Origin of the sequence: Comamonas sp. B21-038, assembly GCF_022387135.1 — a bacterium.
GTDB lineage: Bacteria > Pseudomonadota > Gammaproteobacteria > Burkholderiales > Burkholderiaceae_C > Comamonas > Comamonas sediminis.
In genome coordinates this window covers 3,830,510-3,852,198 of sequence record NZ_CP092462.1, presented here as the reverse complement: position 1 = coordinate 3,852,198, position 21,689 = coordinate 3,830,510, and the positions used below count along the sequence as shown (strand labels likewise).

Genomic DNA, 21,689 nt, shown 5'->3' with positions numbered 1-21,689 from the left:
CGTCGGGTACTTGGAGAGTCCCCGAGCAGGAGGGGCATAAGGCGGGCACAAATGGCATAAACGCTTTCGCTATCTTGAAGTCTCTGGAACCTCAGAGCCCGTTGGGCAAAGGGTTTTGCAGAGGATACCTCCAGGGGGTGGACCATTTCCAGGCAAATGGTGGGGGCGCCCATACCGGTGGGTTGCATCGGGATGCGGCGCATCCGCGCATGGGCCCTGGCCCCTGGAGAGTCTACCGCTGCCTGAACGGGCCAATGGCAGCCCACTGCCCAGTGTCTGGACAAGGCATTGTGCAGGCCCCGGCAAGTATCCGTGGCTTTGAAGCCTGGCGCTCAGAAAGTGGACCAGAGTGACCAGGTGCCATAGGCATGGAGCAGACCGATCAAGCCGCAAATGCCGGACGAGACTATCCAAAACGCGGTTGAGTTCTCTGGAAACTTCGCCTTGAGAAGGGGAGATGCGACAGATCGGGCCATGAAGACAACGCTCACAGCAACCAACACCCATTGGGTGAGCGGAAGCCGTTGCCGGAGAACACCTGCGCCAGAAAGCGCAAAGACGGCCCAGATCAAAAGCACGCCCGCTATGGAAAGCGTCACCAGGGTAGGCCGGAGTTGCTGGGCTTCAGCCGCTCGGGCCATGCGCTCCCCTGCGCCCATGAACCGATAGGCTTTCGGGCCGATGACGATACAGGCCATATGGGCCACGGCAGCGGCAGCGCTGAACGCTGCCCCGATGAGCAGCGCAGAAGCGCCCGTGCTGAGTATGTACATGGTGATCTTTATGCGGGCACAGGGTGCAGTCAAAGCCGGTATTTACCTGAAAGCGGTGCGGGAGCAGGGAACGGCTGCCATGTTGCACAGCCCTGAGGGTCCACCGGACGTCAATACGCACCCATATAGTCGCGCTTGCCAATCTCCACGCCGTTGTGGCGCAGGATCGCATAGGCAGTGGTCACATGGAAGAAGAACTGTGGCAGCCCATAGTGCAGGAGATACGCAGTGGCGGTCAGCTTCTTTTCCTTGGGCGTGCCGGGGCGCAATACGATGTCGCGGCTTTCGCTGTGGTCGAATTGCGCGGCTGGGAAGGATTCGAGATGGGCCAGCGCCTTGGCGATCAGGGCTTGCAGGTCGGCGAAGCTGGTCTCCGTGTCGGGCCAGGATGGCACTTCGGCACCTGCGAGGCGGGAGGAAATGCCCTTGGAGAAGTCCGAGGCGATCTGCACCTGGCGGACGAGCGGAAACATGTCGGGAAACAGCCGTGCCTGCAGCAGCGCGTTGGGATCGATGTTGCGTTGCGCCGCATGGTCTTCGGCCTTCTTGAGCACCTCTGACAGGGCACGCAACATCTGCTGCATGACGGGAATGGAGGCGGTGTACAGCGGGCTGGTCATGGAGAGTTCACTTTTTAGAAATGGCACGATGGCCGAGGTGGGGCTGGCAGAGATTCTGCCTGCCCTCGGAGGCTACCAGCAAACGGATGTAACAGCGCGCATGGTGCCGTTATCGGCTGGCTGGTTGCCAGTTGCATCCATGAATATAGGCCGACGACAATCTATGACCAGGTGGAGGGCACCGCCATTCACAGGCCCAGATGGACCTATCGATGCCGCCGATCTGATGCAGCCCATGCTGCGCAACCCCTGTCCTGCTCCTGAAGGAGAACCGATGAAAAAATGCTTGCTGCTCTGCGCACTGGTGTCGCCATTCGCACTCGCCGGCCAGGCCATCGCCGGTGCCAATACCGCACAACTGAACTGCAGCGGCAGCCATGCCGGGCAGGCGATAAGCTTGGTGGGCGCCATTCCCGCCTCCATCGTGGAAGTCGACCTCCAGCTTACCTACGGTGCGCAAACCCTGGGCTTGGCGTCGCCACAGGCTGAGGCCACTGAGCGCACGGATTTTCGCCGTGGCATCTTCACGTTGGATGTGACCCTAGCTGGCGCCAACAGGCTGCAGCTCCAGGCCCAGCCCAAGAGCATCAAGTACAAGGGCAGCATGGGTGGCGGCAAACTCAAAGCTAGCTTTGTTGCCATCCTCCAAGAGGCTCCGGAGCCTTTTAAAGCCGCGCTGAAAGGGGCTGAGTTGCGGTGCAGCTATGCCTATGAAATTTGAGCAGAAGGCCCGGTTGCGGGCTGTTTGAGATGACAGAGGCACCGATCGACTCCAAACCGCATCAATACCAACTGCCCGTATACCCGGACCGGTGACGGAAGCTGGGCACCACTAGGACGCCATGACAGACCCCATCGACCTACTCACCCATAACCAAGCCGCCTGGAACCGCCAGGCCGCGCAAGGCTGCGCCTGGTCGGCCCCAGTCAGCGCTGAAGAGATTGCAACCGCCCGTGCAGGCAATTGGAGCGCCGCCCGTCTCACGCCCGGGCCCTTGCCCGCAGGGTGGTTGAATCAGGTGCGCGGTCGGCGCATTCTGTGCCTGGCAGCCGGAGGCGGGCAGCAAGCCCCCATCCTGGCGGCGGCGGGCGCTGATGTGACCGTGTTCGATTTCTCCGAAGGGCAGCTGGACCAGGACCGCAAGGTCGCCGCCAGAGAGGACCTGGACCTGCGCTGTGTGCAGGGCGATATGCGTGATCTCTCTGTCTTTGATGACGCGAGCTTTGACGTCATCTTCCACCCCATCTCCAACCTCTATATCCCCGATGTGCGCCCGGTCTGGCGCGAATGCGTGCGCGTGCTGGCGCCGCAAGGAGAGCTGCTGTCGAGCTTTTGGAACCCGGTGGTTTTTGTGGCTGACCGCGACCCGGCCTTGACGGCTCAAGGTCTCGTGCGCCCCAACCGCCGGCTGCCTTATTCCGATATCGCGCACTTGTCTGCTGAAGACCTGGCCGCCAAACGCGAACGCGGCGAGGCCCTGGTGTTTGGCCATACGCTGGCAGACCAGATTGGCGGCCAGCTGGATGCGGGCTTGGTCCTCACCGGCTTCCATGAGGACTGGCAGCCCCATCCGCGCTTTGTGGTCGAGAACGTGATGCCGACGTTTATGGCGACCCGGGCGTTGAAGATTGCCTGAACGCCTTGGTGATGTTGGTGTGACTATGTCCACACCTCGTCCGTAAGCCTTTTCATCTCGGCTGCTGCCGCGCGAAAAGAGGACAGAGGAAAAACCGCTTTCTGATGGGGTGTGATCCATTTCACCGAAGTCACTATGCCGTGGCGCACATCGACTGCTTGGCCAAACCGCTCCCAGACCACCGTGTCTGCATTGACCGTCTGCTCAACGACCACGACGGTGCAGTTCATGTCCATATCATTGGCGCACACCAAAACCGGCACGACGGTGGCGCTGCCTTCGCTCTGAGGGCCGAGCAAATGCCATGCATTGTCATAGTCTGCTTGGTCGATCAGCCATCCTTGGGCGGGAACGAGGTAGTCGGTCATATCGTCCCCGGCAACATCCTTCACGCCCTTGATCCACTGTTCAAGCGGTACACCGTCAATGCGCAGAACAGGGTGCGGGCTATTGGCAGTTCGCGATTTGTGCATTCCAGCGTCAATGGTGTTCATGTGTAGACAAAAAAATCTGGGTTGAGACATGCAATTGAGCGTGCAGGTTAGCGCATTGGCTTGCTGCCAGGAAAGCCGCTGGCCATCAAGACCAACGGCTTTCTGTAGCCATCAAGCCTTGAACGTTAGCCAAGGCTTCAAGCGAACGCTGGCGCGGATCAAACCTGCCTGCTCCTGGGCCTGCAAAACGGGCCCCACAGGTTTGTAGGCGCTGGGTGCTTCCTCGATGAGCCGCTCCTCACGCAAGGTGATGCATTGCCAGACCGTGTCGACCAGGGGCTGCTTCATTCGGCGGGTATCCTGGCGGCGCACCTGGCGACCAGCGCCGTGGCTGCAGGAGCGCAACCAGTCCTCGTGGCCCAGGCCCTTGACCAGGTAGGAGTGGTCGCCCATCGACCCAGGGATCAAGGCCCACTGGCCGTCATGCGCGGGCGTGGAGCCTTTGCGGTGCACATTGAATTCGCCTTCTTGCAGAACCACGTTGTGCGGCACATCCACAATCACCGCCGATGCATCTGGCGCTGCGATATCGGCCAATTGCTGGCGCACGATTTCGCCCAGGGCCATGCGGTTGAACCAGGCGTAGCGGGCGGCCACGCCCATGGCCTTCATGTACTCGGCAGCCAGATGGCCGCTCAAGCCATAGAGCCCATGGCTGGGGTGTTTGAGGCCTTGGGGCCACGCTTGCTTGGCCAGGTCCATCCAGCGGCGGCCCACATAGAAGCCTACATCGCGCGAGCCGGTATGGATCATCACGGTGATATCGCCTTTTTTAAGGCCTGCTTCGTAAGCCGCATGCCGGTCGAAGATCTCGTCGACAACATTGAACTCCAGAAAATGGTTGCCTCCGCCCAGCTCCGCTGCAGAGGGCGGACGCACGATTTCGCGGCTTTGCATCAAGGCCTCAGGCCCATAGCATGCATCGCCCTGGAAGCTGTCGAGCCCCACGCAGGCTGCCAGCTCGCGCTGAAGTTGATCGCGATCGGCGGCGCGCCACAGGCCCAGCTCGGGCAGTTGCTCCAAAAAGCTGGCCGTGCCATCGTCAAACAGCGCCTTGAAGCCGGCACTGCGCACCGGCACATCGCGGCCATTCTCCAGAATGGCTCGCTTGAGCTTGGCAATGATGTTGGTCTTGTGTGCCTCGGCCTGGGCCAGGTTGAGTCCCGTGCGCATGATCCGGATGCCACAGTTGATGTCGGTGCCTATCGCGGCGGGTATGACAAAGTCCCGCGATGTGGCGACCACGGCGCCAACCGGCGCAATGCTGCCCGGGTGGAAGTCGGGCGTTGCACAGGCCTTGCAGACAGCGCCTTGGCCCTGCGGATCGGCCACGGAGGCAAACTCAAGCAGCTGGGTCACTGCCTTTTGCTCCAGGGGCAAAGTGGCGGGCAGCAGGATCGATGCCGCTGCATGCGCGTTGTGGATGTTGTAGATACCGTCTCGGAACGAGACATGGATGCCCTGGCGAGACAGGGCTTTTTGGAGTCGGGGAAAGTTCGACATGATGCTGAAAACAGGTACGCAAACAAACACCCTCCGTGTGACGGAGGGTCTACGCACCTTCTGGCAGCAGCACCAAGAAGGATGAGGTGGCCGAGTATAGGCCACCTGGGTTTCCATGCGAAGGCCCATTTGTTGGGCGAGGCATTTGCGCAACGCGGTGTGCAGGGTTGCGCGTCATGCGCAGTAACGAAATCGCTCAGGCTGGCCGTGCATCCCATGCTGGTGTGTAAGCTGTCCAGTTCATTAAATGGGCATCACTAGCAGCTCGGTAGCTCGATGGCTTCAACAGATGTCGAACATGGCAAAGGCAGTACAGCACAATGGGCAAATTCGGATTGGCACCGGCTGTTGAAACTATGGTTCGAGAGGAGTTGGTATGCATGGCGTTGATGAGACGCTCCGATTGGAGACCAAGAACGCAGTGGTTAACACTGCCCGCGACCTTGCCCATCGCAGGACCCCATTCATCGAGGGGATTCGTCTGTTGGCTGCGCTGAGGTTCAGTGATTCACGCCTTGAAAACGATCCTGACTTTATGCTTTTCGTTGCGATAGCGAGCGAAACGGATCACCATCCTTCGCCAGAAGTTCGTAAGCATTGCTCCCAAGCTTGGCTTGAGAAGTGCGACAGCGAGGCATTGGCGATGCACGAGGAGCATGTGAGACTTGTGCGCTTGGCATGTGACCGGCTCATTGAACGGTTTTCATAAGTGCTGCACCGTATTGGCAGAAAGGATCGCGCTACCGATGGCAGTTTGGCAATTCGACCTCCTATTCATACCTCGCGATGGCCACTTGCCGGTCAGGGCGCAAGAATGCTTTGATGCGTCAACATTTTCAAGTCACGAAGCGTCTGTTGCACAGGTTTGGTTATTGGATCGCCTCGGTGAGCCGGATGAAATGATGGACGACTGGTTTGTTTACGGAAGCACAGCAGGAAATAGAGTCGACGTGGTTCTTGATGAGGCGTCGGAAGGGGGGATCAGTGCTCGTATTGATGCGAGGTCCCGAGACTCCGAGTTCGTCAATCGGATTTGCGATCTCTGCAAGTTACTGGAGGCAAAACTTTTCTCCGTTGAACTTTGGAGGTTGGTGGAAGCCAGTCCTTCGGCCATTGAATCGGCATTCAGGTGTTCCCGCGCTGCAGCATATATACAAGATCCCGAGCGCTTTCTTCGGGATGCGGTGCGTCCAGGACTGACGCCACCCTGAGGGCTGAGGGGCATCCAATATGCCTGGCAGCGCGCTCTAGAGTGAGCAAATTTGCGCAGATGCTTGCAATGGTTCTTGAGACTGAATCTCTCAGGTATCAGGTGGCACCTGTCTCACATCACCTCAAACCCCATACCGCTTCAACACCAACGAAGCATTCACCCCCCCAAACCCAAACCCATTGAGCATCGCATGCTCGATCGAATGCGCCCGCGCACTGCCGCGAATCAGATCCAGACCGTCGGCCAAGGGGTCCGGGTTGTCCAGATTGAGCACAGGCGGCGCCATCTGGTCGCGCAAGGCCAAGACGGTAAAGATGGCAGCAACCCCGCCGGCGGCGCCCAGCATATGGCCCAGGGCCGATTTGGTGGCGGTGATGGAGGGGCCCTCGCCGGCACCAAACACCTGGCGGATGGCGGCCAGCTCGCCGCGGTCGCCAACCGGGGTGGAAGTGGCATGGGCATTGAGGTGCTGGATATCGCCCGGCTGCAGCTGCGCCTGGCGCAAGGCGGCGCGCATGGAGCGGGCGGCACCGGATCCGTCCTCGGGGCCGGAGGTGACATGGTAGGCATCGGCCGAGGTGCCATAGCCCACCACTTCAGCCAGTGGTGTGGCGCCGCGTGCCAGCGCAGTGTCCAAAGCCTCCAGCACCAGAAGGCCTGCGCCTTCGGCCATCACAAAACCTTCGCGCGCCATGTCAAAAGGCCGGGACACCTGGCCGGGATGGTGTTCGCCGCCGGTGGCGACGGCCTTGGCGGCGGCAAAGCTGCCCAGTGCCACGCGGTCAATCGTGGCCTCGCTGCCGCCGCACAGTGCCATGTCCGCCTCATGGTTGCGGATCAAGCGTGCTGCATCGCCAATCGCCTGGATGCTGGCGGCGCAGGCGGTGACTGGCGCGCCCAGCGGGCCCTTGAGCTGGTGGCGGATGGAAACCTGCCCGGCGGCCAGGTTGGCCAGAAAGGCCGGCACGGTGAAGGGCGAGAGGCGCTGCGGCCCTTTGCCATCGGTGGTGCGTACCGCGTCGGTGATGGTGCTGAAGCCGCCGACCCCGGAGCCGATGACGGTGGCTGCACGCTCCAACTGTTCGGCGCTGGCTTGGCCCCACTGCGCATGCGCCAGCGCCTGGTCTGCGGCGCCCAGCGCAAAGGTGATGAAGCGGTCCATGCGGCGCAGCTCTTTGGCGGCGATGATGGCCTCGGCGCCCCAGCCGGCCTGTGGGTCTTCTTGCAGACTGGGTACGCGGCCGGCGACTGTGACGCCAGTGCCTTCACCGACTTCGGCAGCCAGCGCACGCACGCCCGATTGGCCCGCCAGCAAGCGCTGCCAGGCCAGCTCTACAAGGCAACCCAGCGGTGACACCAGGCCCAGCCCGGTGATGACGACGCGACGATCCATATGGCAGCTTTCGCGGTTGGACGCTATCGTGCTAAAACGGGTGCCCAGCCTTATTGATGATGGTCGTCATCATAAATGAGTTTTGATGATGGGTATCATCTAACGCATGAAAGTCAGCAAAGCACAAGCCGCCGAAAACCGCGAAGGTATCGTGGATGCCGCTGCGCGCCTCTACCGGGAAAAAGGCCTGGAGGGCGTGGGTGTGGCCGAGATCACGCGCGATGCGGGCCTGACGCACGGCGGGCTCTACCGCCACTTTGCGTCCAAGGATGCCCTCGCCAGAGAGGCCTGCCTGCGCGCCTTTGACTGGACCATCACGCCGCTCGAAGGCCTGGATGCTGCAGCTGCTGACGATGCGCCCGCCGCCCGGCTGCGCGCCTTGGTGCATGGCTACCTGTCGGCCAACCACCGCGACCATCCGGGCGAAGGCTGCCCCGCCGCCGCCTTGGCCACCGATGCGGCCCGCGCGGGGCCGGAGATGTCCGAAGCATTTGCGCAAGGGGTGGAGCGCAATATCCAGCGCTTTATGGAAGTCGTGCCGGGCGATGGGCCTGCCAAGCGCGCCCAGACCATCGTGACGCTCAGCAGCATGGTGGGTGCCCTGGTGCTGGCCCGCGCTACGGCGGCGGGCAACCCGGCGTTGTCTGAGGAGATCTTGGCTACTTTGCGGGCGCAGTTGGCGCCGCCGGTTGGCGAATGACAGGTTTCAAGACGGCGTTGGGCTCTGAAAGTAAATGGCTGGCGTCGATGGCCACCACTCCATCCGCAAATGAGGATTGCAAAGGGTTTAAATCCACGCTTTTCATCCTTAAATCGACAATTTGGAGTTAAGGACGGAAATGGTGGATTTAGTGTTCAATGCGCCACCTCACTCCGGCGCCCCAAAGGCCCCTTCGCGCGACAGCCCATAGCCGGCAATGAAGAACTCGTAGCGCAGCCCCGTAGCCACATCCGTCGCAGTCTCGATGCCGATGGTCTCCAGTGCGCCCTCCAGGATCTGCGCCTGTTTCAAGGGCTTGGCATCGATCTGCTGGGCGACGATATAGCTCCCATCCGCTGCCCGAAAAACCACATCGCCCTTGGGCGTCACTGCCTCAATCACATTCTGCATAGCTGGCTCCAAATCCATCGTGGCCGGGCCCCATGGCCCGCTGCCTGATTGGTCACTGTACGCATGCGGCAGACGATGCGGTAGAGGGCGCCCGCTTGCAGAAATCGTAAGCAGTATTTACGAATCGGTTTGGCGATACATTCACATTCATGACGAATCTGCGCGCTATCGACATCTTTGTCAAAGCCCTGGAAGGGGGCTCCATCGCCTCGGCTGCACGCCAGCTGGGTATCTCTCCGGCGGCGGCCAGCCAGAACATTGCGCGGCTGGAACGCGAGCTGGGCACGCGGCTGATCACGCGCACCACCCGCTCGATGGCGCTGACCGAAGCGGGCGAGCGCTACCTGGCCCGGGTGGCGCCGGTGCTGGATGAGCTGGCGCGCGCGCAGGCCGATGTGTCGCTGGTGCATGGGGCCGTGCAAGGGCGGCTGCGGGTGGCCTGCATGGCCGCCTTTGGCCGCCATGTGCTGGCGCCGTTGCTGCCGGCCTTCCAGGCGCGCCATCCGCAGCTGGAGCTGGAATTGCTGGTGACCGACCGCGATGTCGATGTGCTCAAGGAGGATGTGGACGTCAGCATCCGCTACCGCGATGTGCTGGAGCCCGGCATGTCGGTGCGGCCGCTCGCCGCCATGCCGCGCTTTTTGTACGCCTCGCCCGCGTATCTGGAAAAGCATGGCCGCCCGCAGGTGGCCGAGGATCTGCTGCAGCATGCCTGTTTGCTGTACCGCCGCGAGCGGGACGGGCGCTTTATGCGCTGGCCCTTTGTGCGCGATGGCCGCCGGGTCGACCCCGGTCTGCGTGTTGCCGCCATTGGCACCGATATCGATGCGCTGGTGGAGCTGGCGGTTGCCGGTGGCGGCATTGTCTGGGCTGGCAGCTTTATCACCCAGCGCCATGTGCAGGAGGGGCGGCTGGTGCCCTTGGTGCTGCAGCCCGCGCGCAAAGGCCGCAAAGCCGCACCGGGCCCGCTGCTGCTGGAGGAGGTGACCTTGGACTTTTTTGCCTGTTTCCGCGACCGGCAGTATGTGCCAGCCAAGGTGCGCAGCTTTGTGGACTATTTGCTGGAGGTGCTGCCGGGGCATCCGGCGTTGGCACAGGCGGCAGTCAGCGAAGCGGGGCGGTAACGATGCGCGCTGGGCTGGGGCTTGCCTGCGTTATCAAGCACCGCCGTACTTCAAATGGATCAACGGATAAGGCCGCCCCTGCCCATCGACCGCCGAACGCCCGGTGCGCCGAAAGCCCATCTTTTCGTAAAAGCCCACCGCCTGGTCGTTCTGCTCGTTGACATCGGTGCTCATCTGCGCATGCAGTGACAGCCCATGGCGCACCAGCGCGGCGCCCAGGCCTTGGCCCCGGGCGGCGGGGTCCACAAACAGGGCTTCCATGTGTCCGTTGTCGATGAGCATGAAGGCGAGCGGCTGGTCCTGCGCATCAACGGCCAGCCAGAGCGGCGCCTGGGGCAGGAAGCTGCTGACCAGTGCATCGAGGGCCGCGCGGTCCGCTGGCAGCAGAAAGTGGTGGGTGGCGTCGACGGCCTGGCGCCAGATCTCGACGGCGCGCGGGCCATCTTCGGGGCGGGAGGGGCGGATGGTAATCATCGTGGAATTATGCACAGGCCTGCTGTGCCGAGGCCGTGAGGCGCGCATGGCGCAGCTGCGAATGGGCATTGCACCGCCCATCGCTGGCATCCGCATCCAATAACAATTAAGCTCCACCGTTATGGAGTTTTTGGCAGAACAGTGGAGCTGACGATGGCGCGCAACGGAACCCTTATCCAGCAGGTGATGGCGCATGTGCGTGCCGGTATGGCCTCGCGCAGCTACTTGCCGGGCACACGGCTGCCATCGGTGCGGCAGCAGGCGGGGCTGCTGGGCATGTCGGTGTCGACGGTGGTGGAGGCCTATGAGCGGCTGGCGGCTGAGGGCCTGGTGGTGGCGCGGCCGGGGGCAGGGTTTTATGTCAACGGGCCGGTGGCGCCGCTGGCGCTGCTGGAGCTGGGGCCCAAGCTGGACCGGGTGGTTGATCCGCTCTGGGTGTCGCGCCAATCGCTGGAGAGTGCGCAAACGACCTTGCGCCCGGGCTGCGGCTGGCTGCCACCGGACTGGATGTTTGAAGAGGGCATTCGGCGGGCGTTGCGCGCGCAGGCGCGGGGGCCGCTGGCTGAGCTGACCGAATATGCCACTCCGCTGGGCAGCCCGGGCCTGCGCCAGTTGCTGGCCAGGCGCATGGCGGCTACCGGCATCGAGGTGTCGCCCGAGCAGCTGATGCTGACAGAGTCAGGCACGCAGGCCATCGACCTGGTGTGCCGCTTCCTGCTCAAGCCTGGCGACACGGTGCTGGTCGATGACCCCTGCTATTTCAACTTTCATGCGCTGCTCAAGGCGCACCAGGTGAAGGCAGTGGGCGTGCCCTACACGCCGCAGGGGCCTGATGTGCAGCTGTTCGACAAGGCCCTGCAGGAATACCAGCCGCGGCTCTACATCACCAATGCCGGCATCCACAACCCCACGGGTGCCGCGCTGTCGCCGCTGGTGGCGCACCGGCTGCTCAAGCTGGTGGAACACTCGGACCTAGTGATTGTGGAAGACGATATCTTTGCCGACTTCGAGAACCAGCATGCGCCCCGGCTGGCGGCGTTTGACGGGCTGGCCCGGGTGATCCAGATCGGCAGCTTCTCCAAGACCATTTCGGCATCGGTGCGCTGCGGCTACCTGGCGGCGCGGCCCGAGTGGATCGAGGGACTGGTCGATCTGAAGCTGGCCACCACCTTTGGCGCCGGGCGGCTGGCGCAGGACATCATCCTAAAGACCCTGACCGACAGTGGCTACCGCAAGCACATGGACCTGGTGCGCCAGCGCCTGGCCGAGAACATGGAGAAGGTGGCCCAGCGGCTGCGCAAGCTGCGCGTGGAGCCGGCCTTGGTGCCGCAGGCCGGCATGTTTCTGTGGTGCCGGCTGCCGCAAGGCGCCGATGCGGCGGCGGTGGCGCGCGCTTGCCTGAAGGAAGGCGTGGTGCTGGCTCCTGGCAACTCGTTCAGCCAGTCGCAGTCGGCGGGGGATTATCTGCGCTTCAACGTATCGCAGTGCGCAGATGAGCGGGTGTTTGCGGTGCTGGCCCGGGCCTTGAGCCAGGCCACGGCGGGCCGCTGACGGTCGGATTTTGGGTCATCCACCCAAAAATTGTATTGCTTTTTACCGATAACAGTTTCTTTAAACTGTACTGCACTGTGTCTGGTGTGCAGTGCTGGCCCCATGGTGTACTGCTGGCTCGATCAAGGAGTCTTGCATGGAGAAAAGTACGGCCGGCTGGGTCAATGGCCTGGTGGGGGTGGCGATTTTTGCCGGTTCGCTGCCGGCCACGCGGGTGGCGGTGGCGGATTTGAACCCCAGTTTTTTGACCTGTGCCCGCGCCGTGGTGGCAGCGCTGTTGGGTGGTGCGTTTTTGCTGGCCCAGCGTGCGCGCCGGCCTGCGGCAGCCGATGTGCCGTCGCTCGCGATTGCGGCCTTGGGCGTGGTGGTGGGATTTCCGCTGCTGACGGCCTTGGCACTGCAGCACATGACCTCTGCCCATTCGATTGTCTTTGTCGGCTTGCTGCCGCTGTCCACCGCGATTTTTGCGGTGCTGCGCGGGGGGGAGCGGCCCAGGGGCCTGTTCTGGGTGTTCTCGCTCGCGGGGGCGGCGGTGGTGGCGGGCTATGCAGCCCTGGGCGGCGGGCAGGGCTCGCTCATCGGCGATCTGCTGATGCTGGGCGCCGTGCTGGTTTGCGGCATGGGCTATGCCGAGGGCGCACGCCTGTCGCGCAAGCTGGGCGGCTGGCAGGTCATCAGCTGGGCGCTGATGCTGTCGCTGCCGCTGATGCTGCCGTTGGCGCTGTGGCTGGCCCCTGCCAGCCTGGCGCATGTGCGCAGCGCCACCTGGCTCAGCTTTGTCTATGTGGCCGTATTCAGCCAGCTGATCGGCTTTGTGTTCTGGTACCGGGGGCTGGCACAAGGCGGCATTGCGGCAGTCGGCCAGCTGCAGCTGCTGCAGCCCTTTATGGGCTTGGCGCTGGCCGCCGTGCTGCTGCAGGAGCAGGTCAGCGGGTCCATGCTGGTCGTGACCCTGGTGGCCGTGGTCTGCGTGGCGGGGGCCAAAAAATACGCCTGATCCAGCCGCCGCACAGCGCTTGACAGCCCGTGGACCGATGCGCTGTCTGCATCCGGTACCCAGCGGGCATGTTCGGCATGTTCTGCGTGGCGCTGGCGGCGTTTTCTGGCGTGGGGCGGGGCGGAAAACGGCTATTCTTTCGGCTTTCGAATATAAGAGACGAGGTTCCCTATGAAGACCGTATTCCGCCACACCGCCATCGCGTTGGGCATTGCCTTGGCAGCCGCCGGCGCCCAGGCCCAGCTGCTGCAAAAACCGGCGCTCGATGCGATTGCCGCCGAAGCGGTGAAGACGCCGGCGACCTTTGCACAGTTTCTGCAGAACGCCGCCAAGCAGGACACGCGCCTGGCGCCAGCGGTGCAGCGTTACACGCAAGGCGAGCAGCTGCAAGGCGATGACCTGGCCAATGTGGCCCGTCTGCTGGGCCTCTACACCCGCCTGACGCAAGAGCACCAGGTGCTCAGCAGCATCACCCAGATGGTGGCGCTGCCAACGGTGCGCGACCCCAAGGTGCCGCCGCACGAGAGCCCGGCCATCATCGACTTTGGCCGCATGGTGGAAAAGATGGCCCAGGACTTTGGCCTGCAGTACCGCAATGTGGACAACCGCATTTTTGAAGTGACCCTGCCGGGCAAGGGCACCGAAGAGTTCGGCATCCTGACCCATGCCGATGTGGTGCCGGTGGTACCGGCCGAATGGGTGGTGGATGGCCAGCAGATCGACCCCTTCAAGGTCACCCGCGTGGGCGACAAGCTCTACGGGCGTGGCACCATCGACGACAAGGGCTCGATCGCCACGGTGCTGTATGCGATGAAGGCGGTCAAGCAATCGCAGCTGCCTTTGCAGCGCAGCATCCGCCTGATGATCGAAACCACCGAAGAGACCGGTGGTGATGCGATGAAGTACTACCGCGACAAGACCAAGCTGCCCGACTACAACATCGTGCTCGACAGCAAGTACCCGGCCGTGGTGGCTGAAAAAGGCACGGGCGCCATCAAGGCCAGCTTTGCCGATGTGAAGACCGACCCGCAGCAACCGGCCATCACCGCGATGGCGGGCGCCGCATCAGCCAATGCGATTGCCCAGACCGCCACGGCAACGATCGAGGCTGGCAATGCGGCTGCGCTGGCCGCCGTGGCCCAGAAGCTGCAGGCTGCCAAGGATGGCTTTGTGGCCAGCAACCAGCAGTTTGGCAAGTTCAGCGTGGACCTGGTGAGCAGCGCCAACAAGATCGATATCAAGGTGACCGGCAGCTCCGCCCACGGCTCGCGCCCCGAAGAAGGCGTGAATCCCGTGCCGCGCCTGGCCTTGCTGCTGCAATCGGCGCTGATGCCCGCCCAGGGCCAGCCTCTGGTGCAACAGAACCAGTACAGCGAAGCGGTGCGCTACATCAATGGCGTGTTTGGCATGGACTACTTTGGCAAGGGCCTGAATGTCGCCTACGCCGACGACTTCATGGGCCCGCTGACCATCTCGCCCAACCTGATCAAGCCCGGCAATGGTCAGCTGGAAGTGACCGCCAATGCCCGCATGCCGCGCGGCAAATCGCCGGAGCAGCTGAAGGCCGAAGTGGAAAAGGGCATTGCCAATTGGAGCGCTGCCACCCAGGTACCCGTCAAGATCGACTACACCCAGGGCAACTGGATGGCCCGCGATCCCAAGGGTGCCTGGCTCTCGACCCTGCTGAACATCTTTGGCGACACCACCGGCCTCGATGCCAAGCCCGTGCCGACTGCCGGCAGTACCACCGCCAAGCTGATGCCCAATGCCATCAACTTTGGCCCTGCGATGCCCGGCAAAAAGTACACCGCGCACAATGCGCTGGAGTACAAGGAAGTGCCGGATCTGCAGGCCGATATGCAGATGTTTACCGAGATGCTGGTGCGCATCGGGAACCTGCAGCAAATGCAATAAGCACGAGGCTGTGGCCCAAGCAAAAGGCCTGCTCCCGTTACGGGGCAGGCCTTTTTTACGGGCTAGACATCAGCGGATCAGCCGGCCTTTGAAGCGCGAAAGTTTTCTGCAAACGCCAGCGCATCCACACGCACCTGCGCGGCTGTTTTGCCGGGCTTGAACAGCGCCGAGCCAATGCCAAAACCGGCCGCGCCTGCTTGCAGCCAGGGGGCCATGTTGTCCGGCGCAATGCCGCCGACAGGGTAGATATTGCTGCCCTTGGGCAGCACGGCCAGCAGCGCCTTGACGACGGCGGGCGAGGCCAGCTCGGCCGGGAAGATCTTGAGGCCATGCGCGCCATGCTCCAGCGCCATGAAGGCCTCGGTCGGGGTGAAGACGCCAGGCAGGCTGATGAGGCCGAGCTTGACGGCCTCGTCGATCACGGCCGGGTTGCAATTGGGCGAGATGATGAGCTGGCCGCCAGCGGCATGCACATCGCGCACCTGCTGAGGCGTCAGCACCGTGCCTGCGCCCACCAGCACATGGGGGTAGGCCTCGCGCATCGCGGCAATGCTCTCGAGCGGCTCGGGGGAGTTCAGCGGCACTTCCCACAGGCCAAAACCGGCCGATTGCAAGGCGGCCCCCACGGGCACAGCCTCGCCGGGGGTGAGGCCGCGCAGGATGGCGATCAGCGGCAGCTTGGCCTGCAGGGCCTGGAATGTTTGAATCAGGTTCATGGCTGGGATGGCAGTGACTGCGGTGTGGAGAGGGTCGTCTGGGTCAGGTGGTCGTAAATCGCTTGGTGGCCGGCCCAGGTGGCCTCATCACCAAAAGCGACCGCTTCGCAGCCCACATGGCGCAGCGCCAGGCTGTAGCGCTGCACCAGGGTGCTGGAGCCGATGACGGCGACGCGGCTGCCAGCAGCCGTCGGCATGGTGCGCAGCTCCTGGCCAATCAGCAGGCCCGAGAGGTAGCAGGCCGACTGGGCTGGATCGAGCGCGCCAAACAGTGACAACGCGCGCGTGCCAAACAGCAGGTGGCTCAGGGTGTCGGGGCTCTGCGCCCGCTCCAGGCCCTGGATGAAGGCGGTCTCGTCCAGCGCAGCGCTGCTGTCCAGGGTCTTGCCCAGGATGGAGTGCTGGGCCAGCAGCGCAAACAGCTCGCCGGTCATGAAGGTCTTGAAGCCGGTGATCGTGCTGTTCTGCGCCTGCACCCATTTGCTGTGTGTGCCCGGCAGCAGCAGCAGGCCGTCGCGGCTGCCCATCAACGCCAGCGCGCCGATGACCTGGATTTCCTCGCCGCGCATCACATCGGGCACGCCTTGCACGGGATCGACCTGGCTCTGCGCCAGGCTGCTCATGCCCGGCACGATGGCCGTGGGCACGCCCTGAGGAACATCGAGCCAGAGCAGCTGCTGGCACAGCGCGGAAAAATCGGCCGGGCAGGGGCAGTAAGGCGCCTCCTGCCAGCCCTGGCGGCTGCCCACCATGCCCGACAGCAGGCACAGCTGCGGGTCCTCGGCCAGCCAGTCGCCAAAGTGCTGTGCAAACGCATTGGCAAAGCCGCCAGGCGCCACTTGCAGAATGCCTTGGGGCAGCGCGCGCCGCTCGCTGATCTGGCCCTGCGCATCGATGCGCGCGCCCCGCAGCGAGGTGGTGCCCCAGTCGATGGCAATCATGCGGGGGCGCGGGTCGCCCGGCGCGCGGGCAGTAAAGGATGGGGGCTTGGGCATGGGCGGTGAAAAAGGGCCAAAAAAAAACGCAGACGTGGTCTGCGTGGGCCATTGTAGAAGCGCCTGCAGCGGGACGCTGTCGCGCCTGCTGCGCGTGGCGGCTATGGGCTTACAGCGGCTTGTAGGCCGTCACGTCGATCTCGACCTTCGCATCGATCATCAGGCGCGATTCCACGGTCGAGCGTGCCGGGCGGTGGTCGCCAAAGCACTCCATGTAGACGCGGTTGAAGCTGCCGAAATCACGCGGATCGTCGAGCCAGACGTTGACCTTGGCGACATCGGCCAGGGTGCAGCCGCCCAGCGCCAAGGCCTCTTCCAGGCGCTTGAACACGGCGCGGGTCTGCGCCTCGATACCGCCGGGCACGACCTGGCCCTGGTCATCGGTGGGCACGGTGCCCGAGACAAAAACAAAGTCGCCAGCGCGCACGGCGGGCGAGAGCGGACGGGCCAGACGGTCCGATGCGAGAGGGGCTTGGCCTAGGGTAATTACTGTCATGGGGTGGGTCTCCTGTATGTAAAGATATTACATCAACAACCGATAAACCTGTCAATAAATCGATTTGAAGGCGGTTTTTAGCGGTTGTGGTGTAAAAAAATTTCTTCACCCCTTCGATGAAAGCCTGCCCCATGAACGCCCTTGCCTCGCGTGTCCGCACGTCCCGTCGCCAACTGCTTGCCGCAGCCCTGTTGGCTGCCGGCTGCGCAGGCCTGCCAGCGGGCAGCGCCTGGGCCCAGGCAGCCCACAAGGGCGGTGCCGCCAACCTGGCGATGATTGGCGAGCCCCAGAGTCTGGATCCGATGGTCAGCTCCACCGACCTGGTGGGCACCATCATGCAGCATGTCTACGAGCCGCTCTTCACCTTTGATGCGCAGTGGAACCTCCAGCCCATGCTGGCCCAGGCCATGCCCGTGATTTCTGCCGATGGCCTGACCTACACCATCACGTTGCGCAAGGGCGTCAAGTTCCACAACGGCAAGGAGATGGTGGCCGATGACGTGGTCGCCTCGCTGCAGCGCTGGATGGACGTGTCGGCACGCGGCAAGGCCGTGGGCCAGGAGATTGCCAACATGACCGCCAAGAACCCGCAGACGGTGGAGATCAAGCTCAAGGCGGTGTATGCACCGCTGCTGGCCCACCTGGCGATGCCCAGCGGCATGGCCGGCATCATGCCCAAGGAAGCGGTGGCACCGGTTCTCAAGGATTTCATCGGCACGGGCCCCTACCAACTCAAGGAGCGCAAGCCCGACCAGTTCACCGTGCTGGCGCGTTTTGACCAGTACGCCGCACGCAGCGAGCCTGCCAGCGGCTATGCCGGCAAGCGCGAGGCCCAGCTCGATGAGCTGCGCTTTGTGCCGGTGCCCAATGCGACGACGCGGGTCGAGGGTGTGCTCTCGGGCCAGTTCCAGTACGCCGATCTGCTGCAGGTCGAATCGGTAGGCCGCCTGGAAAAGGCTGCGCCCAACGTGGTGCCGATCGTCACGCAGAACTTTGGCTTCCCCTATATCGTCTTCAACACCAAGGAAGGGGTGCTGGCCAAGAAGGAGCTGCGCCAGGCGGTGCAGACCGCAATGGGCCCGGCCGAGATGCTGCAGGCCGGTTTTGGCGACAAGCGCTTCTTCGCCGCCGAGCCCAACTTCTTTGCCAAGGGCACGCCGTACTACTCGGATGCCGGTGCCAAGCAGTACAACCAGAAGAACCCGCAGCTGGCAAAGGACCAGGCCGCCAAGGCCGGCTACAAGTCCGAGCCGATCCGCATCATGGCCAGCCGCCAGTATGAGTTCCACTACAACATGGCGCTGGTGATGGCCGAGCACTTGAAGCGCGCCGGCTTCAAGACCGAGCTGCAGGTGGTGGACTGGGCCACCCTGGTGCAGCGCCGCAACGATGCCAAGCTCTGGGATGTCTACATGACCCACTCGGGCCTGTTCCCTGAGCCGATGCTGTCGCCCCCCCAGATGGGCAGCGGCGCGCCGGGCTGGTGGGAGACGGAGACCAAGAAGGCCGCGCTTGCCGCTTTCAATGGCGAGCCCGATGTGGCCAAGCGCGGCCCGCTCTGGGGCAAGGTGCAGGCGCTGGTCTATGACGAGGTGCCCTTTGTCGAAGTGGGCAAGTTCAACGCGCTGTCGGCACGTTCATCCAAGCTGCAGGGCTACCAGCCCATGCCCTGGCCTTTCTTCTGGAACACCTCGCTGAGCCAGTAAGCCCCAGCGACTCTCGAGTTCAGCCATGCTGCATTTTTTAGTCAAGCGCCTGGGCGGCGCTGTGGTAGTGCTCGCCCTGGTGGCCGTGCTGGTGTTCCTGCTCACGCGTCTGGCGTCGGGCGATCCGGTGGCGCTGCTGCTGGGTGACCAGGCCACCGCCGCCGATATTGCTGCCGCGCGCGTGCAGTACGGGCTGGACAAGCCCCTCACCACCCAGTTTGTGCTCTGGATTGGCCAGGTGCTGCAAGGCAACCTGGGCCAGTCGTTGTTCCTGCAGATGCCGGTCACGCAGGCACTGCTCGAGCGCGCCGAGCCCACGATGTTTCTGGCGCTGTTCGCCGTGTCGATTGCCGCGTTGATCGGTGTGCCCTGTGGTATGGCCGCAGCCGTGTGGCGTGGCAGCTGGATCGACCAGGTGCTCAGCAGCATTGCGATGCTGGGCGCGAGCATCCCCAGCTTCTGGTTCGGCCTGATCCTGATCCAGGTGTTTGCCGTGCACCTGGGCTGGTTCCCGGCCTCGGGCTATGGCGATCCGGACGCCAGCTTTGGCGACCGCCTGCAGCATCTGCTGCTGCCCGCGCTGGTGCTGGGCGTGCTCAACTCGGCGCTGATCATCCGCTTCACCCGCGCCTCGGTGCTCGACATTCTGGGCGAGGACTATGTGCGCACCGCGCGGGCCAAGGGCCTGGGCGAGTCGGTGGTGCTGGTCAAGCATGTGCTGCGCAATGCGCTGGTGCCGGTCGTGACCGTGCTGGGCCTGACCCTGGCCTTGATGATTGGCGGCACGGTGGTGACCGAGACCGTGTTCAACCTGCCCGGCGTGGGCAACCTGGTGGTGCGGGCCGTGCTGCGGCGCGACTATCCGGTCATCCAGGGCACCTTGCTCGTCATTGCCGCCATCTACGTTTTCATCAACCTCGCGATCGACCTGCTCTACACGGTGGTGGATCCCCGCATTCGTCTGGAGGGCCAATGATGAACGCCTCCCCAACGGCATTGCCGCTGCCCGCGCGCGGCGGCTGGGCCCAGTCCCCCTGGTTCAAGACCTTGCGCCGGCTGTTTGCGCGCAAGGTGGTGCTGGCGAGTGCCGTGGTGCTGCTGCTGATTGCCGCCACCGCGTTGCTCTATCCACTGCTGACCGACTCCGACCCCAATGACATGAACATCAGCATGCGCCTGCATGCGCCTTCGTGGGCGCACTGGGCTGGCAACGATGAGCTGGGCCGCGATGTGATGGCGCGCATCATCTACGGCGCGCGCTACTCGCTGATGATTGGCCTCTTCACCGCGCTGGGCGCCGTGGTGCTAGGCACCTTGCTGGGCATGCTGGCCGGCTACTTCCGCCGCCTCGATGCACCGCTGATGCGCCTGGTCGACGCGATGATGGCCTTCCCCGACATCCTGCTGGGCATTGCGCTGGTGTCGATCCTGGGTGCCTCGCTGTGGAATGTGATTCTGGCGCTGACCATCGTCTACACGCCGCGCGTGGCCCGCGTGGTGCGTGCCTCCACGCTGGTGCTGCGCGAGCTGCTGTTTGTCGATGCCGCCAAGGCGCTGGGCGTGCGCACGCCGCTGATTCTGTGGCGCCATATCCTCCCCAACCTGCTGTCGCCGGTGCTGGTGCAGGTCACCTTCATCTTTGCCTATGCCATCCTGGCCGAGGCGGGCCTGTCCTTTCTGGGCGTGGGCGTGCCGCCTGACATCCCCACCTGGGGCACGATGATTGCCGGCAGCCTGGAATATGCCGACAAGGCGTTCTGGACCATTCTGACCCCCGGCGTGGCCATTGTGCTGACGGCGCTGTCGCTGCAGCTGCTGGGCGACGGTGTGCGCGATCTGCTCGACCCCAAGCTGAAGAACAAATCATGATGAACACCGCCACCCCTGCAGCGGCCACCAGCCTGGCCGCGCCCCGCCTGGATGTGCGCTCGCTGTCGACCTCGTTCGCCACCGAAGGCGGGCGTATCCAGAGCGTCTCCGATGTGAGCTTTCAGATTCTGCCGGGCCAGACCCTGGCCCTTGTGGGCGAGTCGGGTTCGGGCAAGTCGGTCACCAGCCTGTCGCTGATGGGCCTGCATGCCAAGACTTCGCAAGCCCAGGTGCAAGGCCAGGCCCGGTTTGTGCAGCGCGATGGCCGCACGGTGGATCTGCTGTCGCTGGATGCCAAGTCCCTGCGTGCGCTGCGCGGCAATGAGCTGGCCATGGTGTTCCAGGAGCCCATGACCAGCCTGAACCCGGTGCTGACCGTGGGCGAGCAGATTGCCGAATCGGTGCGCCTGCACAAGGGCCTGGGCAAGGCGGCGGCCTTGGCCCATGCCCAGCGCATGCTGGAGCTGGTGGAGATACCGGCTGCGGCCCAGCGCGTGCATGAGTACCCGCACCAGCTGTCTGGCGGCATGCGCCAGCGGGTAATGATTGCGCTGGCCATGGCCTGCGACCCGAGCCTGCTGATTGCCGACGAGCCCACCACCGCGCTGGATGTGACCATCCAGGCGCAGATCCTGGCCTTGATGGGCCGGCTGCAAAAAGAGACGGGCATGAGCATTCTGTTTGTGACCCATAACCTGGGCGTGGTGGCGCAGTACGCCGATGCGATTGCGGTGATGTATGCCGGCCGCATTGTCGAGACCGCCAGCGTGCATGCGCTGTTCGCCGCACCCCAGCACCCCTATACCCAGGGCCTGCTGGGCTGCCTGCCCGGCATGGCGCGCCAGCGCGAGCTGGCTGAGGCCGCCGCGCTGCGCGCCGGTGGCAAGCCGGCCTTTGTGGGGCGGCGCCGCCTGGATGCCATCCCCGGCCAGGTCTCCAGCCCCTTGAGCCCGCCGCCCGGTTGCGCCTTTGCGCCGCGCTGCAGCAAGCGCCTGAACGCCTGCGAGCAGGCCATGCCCGGCCTGGAGACATGGCGCACCGGCAACGACGCCCAGCCCAGCGAGCGCCAGGTGCGCTGCATTCGCGCAGGAGAAGCCGCATGA

General features: G+C 63.8%; 23 protein-coding genes. 13 read left to right on the top strand and 10 right to left on the bottom strand.

All coding sequences use genetic code 11. From position 1 onward, the window contains the following. Window positions 1–332: 332 nt before the first annotated feature. Together MJ205_RS17655 and MJ205_RS17650 are read right to left on the bottom strand one after the other, a co-directional pair. Window positions 333–773: a hypothetical protein gene (locus tag MJ205_RS17655; RefSeq protein WP_239809652.1), complete on the bottom strand. Its 441-nt coding sequence runs from the start codon at window positions 771–773 to the stop codon at window positions 333–335. A gap of 110 nt (window positions 774–883) precedes the next feature. Further along, window positions 884–1,393: a DUF1993 domain-containing protein gene (locus MJ205_RS17650; RefSeq protein ID WP_239809651.1), complete on the bottom strand. Its 510-nt coding sequence runs from the start codon at window positions 1,391–1,393 to the stop codon at window positions 884–886. 235 nt (window positions 1,394–1,628) lie between these two features. Between MJ205_RS17650 and MJ205_RS17645 the strand changes: the two genes are divergently transcribed. Together MJ205_RS17645 and MJ205_RS17640 are read left to right on the top strand one after the other, a co-directional pair. Continuing rightward, window positions 1,629–2,114: a hypothetical protein gene (locus MJ205_RS17645; RefSeq protein WP_239809650.1), complete on the top strand. Its 486-nt coding sequence runs from the start codon at window positions 1,629–1,631 to the stop codon at window positions 2,112–2,114. A gap of 121 nt (window positions 2,115–2,235) precedes the next feature. Then, the gene (locus MJ205_RS17640) at window positions 2,236–3,030 is read left to right on the top strand and encodes a class I SAM-dependent methyltransferase (protein ID WP_239809649.1); all 795 of its coding nucleotides are present in this window, start codon (window positions 2,236–2,238) and stop codon (window positions 3,028–3,030) included. Window positions 3,031–3,053: 23 nt separating this feature from the next. Here the strand turns inward: MJ205_RS17640 and MJ205_RS17635 are convergent, their stop codons facing one another. Both MJ205_RS17635 and MJ205_RS17630 read right to left on the bottom strand, forming a co-directional pair. Then, on the bottom strand, window positions 3,054–3,524 hold the full coding sequence (locus MJ205_RS17635; RefSeq protein ID WP_239809648.1) for a hypothetical protein: 471 nt from the start codon (window positions 3,522–3,524) through the stop codon (window positions 3,054–3,056). Window positions 3,525–3,635: 111 nt separating this feature from the next. Continuing rightward, window positions 3,636–5,027 (bottom strand): RtcB family protein, encoded by a 1,392-nt coding sequence (locus tag MJ205_RS17630; RefSeq protein WP_239809647.1) that lies wholly within the window; start codon window positions 5,025–5,027, stop codon window positions 3,636–3,638. Window positions 5,028–5,403: 376 nt separating this feature from the next. On the opposite strand from MJ205_RS17630, the gene MJ205_RS17625 reads away from it, so the two are divergent. After that, entirely contained in the window at window positions 5,404–5,736 is a 333-nt protein-coding gene (locus MJ205_RS17625) for a hypothetical protein (RefSeq protein ID WP_239809646.1), read from the top strand. A 37-nt stretch (window positions 5,737–5,773) separates the two neighbouring features. Next, window positions 5,774–6,238 carry a hypothetical protein gene (locus tag MJ205_RS17620; RefSeq protein WP_239809645.1) on the top strand — a complete coding sequence of 155 codons (465 nt, stop codon included), beginning with the start codon at window positions 5,774–5,776 and terminating at the stop codon, window positions 6,236–6,238. A gap of 123 nt (window positions 6,239–6,361) precedes the next feature. Here MJ205_RS17620 and MJ205_RS17615 read toward each other — a convergent pair whose 3' ends face one another. After that, window positions 6,362–7,633 carry a beta-ketoacyl-[acyl-carrier-protein] synthase II gene (locus MJ205_RS17615; RefSeq protein WP_239809644.1) on the bottom strand — a complete coding sequence of 424 codons (1,272 nt, stop codon included), beginning with the start codon at window positions 7,631–7,633 and terminating at the stop codon, window positions 6,362–6,364. Window positions 7,634–7,739: 106 nt separating this feature from the next. Between MJ205_RS17615 and MJ205_RS17610 the strand changes: the two genes are divergently transcribed. Next, window positions 7,740–8,333: a TetR/AcrR family transcriptional regulator gene (locus MJ205_RS17610; protein ID WP_239809643.1), complete on the top strand. Its 594-nt coding sequence runs from the start codon at window positions 7,740–7,742 to the stop codon at window positions 8,331–8,333. Between the two features lie 168 nt (window positions 8,334–8,501). Here MJ205_RS17610 and MJ205_RS17605 read toward each other — a convergent pair whose 3' ends face one another. Beyond that, window positions 8,502–8,744, bottom strand: a complete 243-nt coding sequence (locus MJ205_RS17605; RefSeq protein ID WP_133855114.1) for a hypothetical protein — start codon at window positions 8,742–8,744, stop codon at window positions 8,502–8,504. A gap of 149 nt (window positions 8,745–8,893) precedes the next feature. Between MJ205_RS17605 and MJ205_RS17600 the strand changes: the two genes are divergently transcribed. Beyond that, the gene (locus MJ205_RS17600) at window positions 8,894–9,868 is read left to right on the top strand and encodes a LysR family transcriptional regulator (protein ID WP_239809642.1); all 975 of its coding nucleotides are present in this window, start codon (window positions 8,894–8,896) and stop codon (window positions 9,866–9,868) included. Window positions 9,869–9,901: 33 nt separating this feature from the next. Here the strand turns inward: MJ205_RS17600 and MJ205_RS17595 are convergent, their stop codons facing one another. Then, window positions 9,902–10,342 carry an acetyltransferase gene (locus MJ205_RS17595; protein ID WP_239809641.1) on the bottom strand — a complete coding sequence of 147 codons (441 nt, stop codon included), beginning with the start codon at window positions 10,340–10,342 and terminating at the stop codon, window positions 9,902–9,904. 153 nt (window positions 10,343–10,495) lie between these two features. Here MJ205_RS17595 and MJ205_RS17590 point away from each other — a divergent pair, with 153 nt between their 5' ends. The 3 genes from MJ205_RS17590 (at window position 10,496) to MJ205_RS17580 (ending at window position 14,804) form a co-directional block, all read left to right on the top strand. Then, window positions 10,496–11,893: an aminotransferase-like domain-containing protein gene (locus MJ205_RS17590; protein ID WP_239809640.1), complete on the top strand. Its 1,398-nt coding sequence runs from the start codon at window positions 10,496–10,498 to the stop codon at window positions 11,891–11,893. Between the two features lie 136 nt (window positions 11,894–12,029). Beyond that, window positions 12,030–12,890 (top strand): DMT family transporter, encoded by an 861-nt coding sequence (locus tag MJ205_RS17585; RefSeq protein ID WP_239809639.1) that lies wholly within the window; start codon window positions 12,030–12,032, stop codon window positions 12,888–12,890. Between the two features lie 171 nt (window positions 12,891–13,061). Then, window positions 13,062–14,804 carry a dipeptidase gene (locus tag MJ205_RS17580; RefSeq protein WP_239809638.1) on the top strand — a complete coding sequence of 581 codons (1,743 nt, stop codon included), beginning with the start codon at window positions 13,062–13,064 and terminating at the stop codon, window positions 14,802–14,804. Between the two features lie 77 nt (window positions 14,805–14,881). On the opposite strand, the gene MJ205_RS17575 is transcribed toward MJ205_RS17580, so the two are convergent. The 3 genes from MJ205_RS17575 to MJ205_RS17565 all read right to left on the bottom strand — a co-directional run bounded on the left by MJ205_RS17575 (window position 14,882) and on the right by MJ205_RS17565 (window position 17,011). Next, window positions 14,882–15,520 (bottom strand): 2-dehydro-3-deoxy-6-phosphogalactonate aldolase, encoded by a 639-nt coding sequence (locus MJ205_RS17575; protein ID WP_239809637.1) that lies wholly within the window; start codon window positions 15,518–15,520, stop codon window positions 14,882–14,884. Then, on the bottom strand, window positions 15,517–16,515 hold the full coding sequence (locus tag MJ205_RS17570; RefSeq protein WP_239809636.1) for a 2-dehydro-3-deoxygalactonokinase: 999 nt from the start codon (window positions 16,513–16,515) through the stop codon (window positions 15,517–15,519). Before MJ205_RS17570 ends, MJ205_RS17575 begins: the two co-directional genes overlap by 4 nt. Window positions 16,516–16,624: 109 nt before the next feature. Then, window positions 16,625–17,011 (bottom strand): RidA family protein, encoded by a 387-nt coding sequence (locus MJ205_RS17565; protein WP_133855106.1) that lies wholly within the window; start codon window positions 17,009–17,011, stop codon window positions 16,625–16,627. A gap of 131 nt (window positions 17,012–17,142) precedes the next feature. Between MJ205_RS17565 and MJ205_RS17560 the strand changes: the two genes are divergently transcribed. Genes MJ205_RS17560 through MJ205_RS17545 form a run of 4 tightly spaced genes read left to right on the top strand, consistent with a single transcriptional unit; the run spans window position 17,143 to window position 21,689 of the window. Continuing rightward, window positions 17,143–18,717, top strand: a complete 1,575-nt coding sequence (locus MJ205_RS17560) for an ABC transporter substrate-binding protein (RefSeq protein ID WP_239809635.1) — start codon at window positions 17,143–17,145, stop codon at window positions 18,715–18,717. 25 nt (window positions 18,718–18,742) lie between these two features. Then, window positions 18,743–19,693, top strand: coding sequence for an ABC transporter permease (locus MJ205_RS17555; protein ID WP_133855104.1), 951 nt, complete (start codon window positions 18,743–18,745; stop codon window positions 19,691–19,693). Then, complete coding sequence (locus tag MJ205_RS17550; RefSeq protein ID WP_239809634.1) at window positions 19,693–20,586, top strand: ABC transporter permease; 894 nt, start codon at window positions 19,693–19,695, stop codon at window positions 20,584–20,586. The genes MJ205_RS17555 and MJ205_RS17550 overlap by 1 nt, the downstream gene beginning before the upstream one ends. Continuing rightward, complete coding sequence (locus MJ205_RS17545; protein ID WP_446715033.1) at window positions 20,583–21,689, top strand: ABC transporter ATP-binding protein; 1,107 nt, start codon at window positions 20,583–20,585, stop codon at window positions 21,687–21,689. The genes MJ205_RS17550 and MJ205_RS17545 overlap by 4 nt, the downstream gene beginning before the upstream one ends.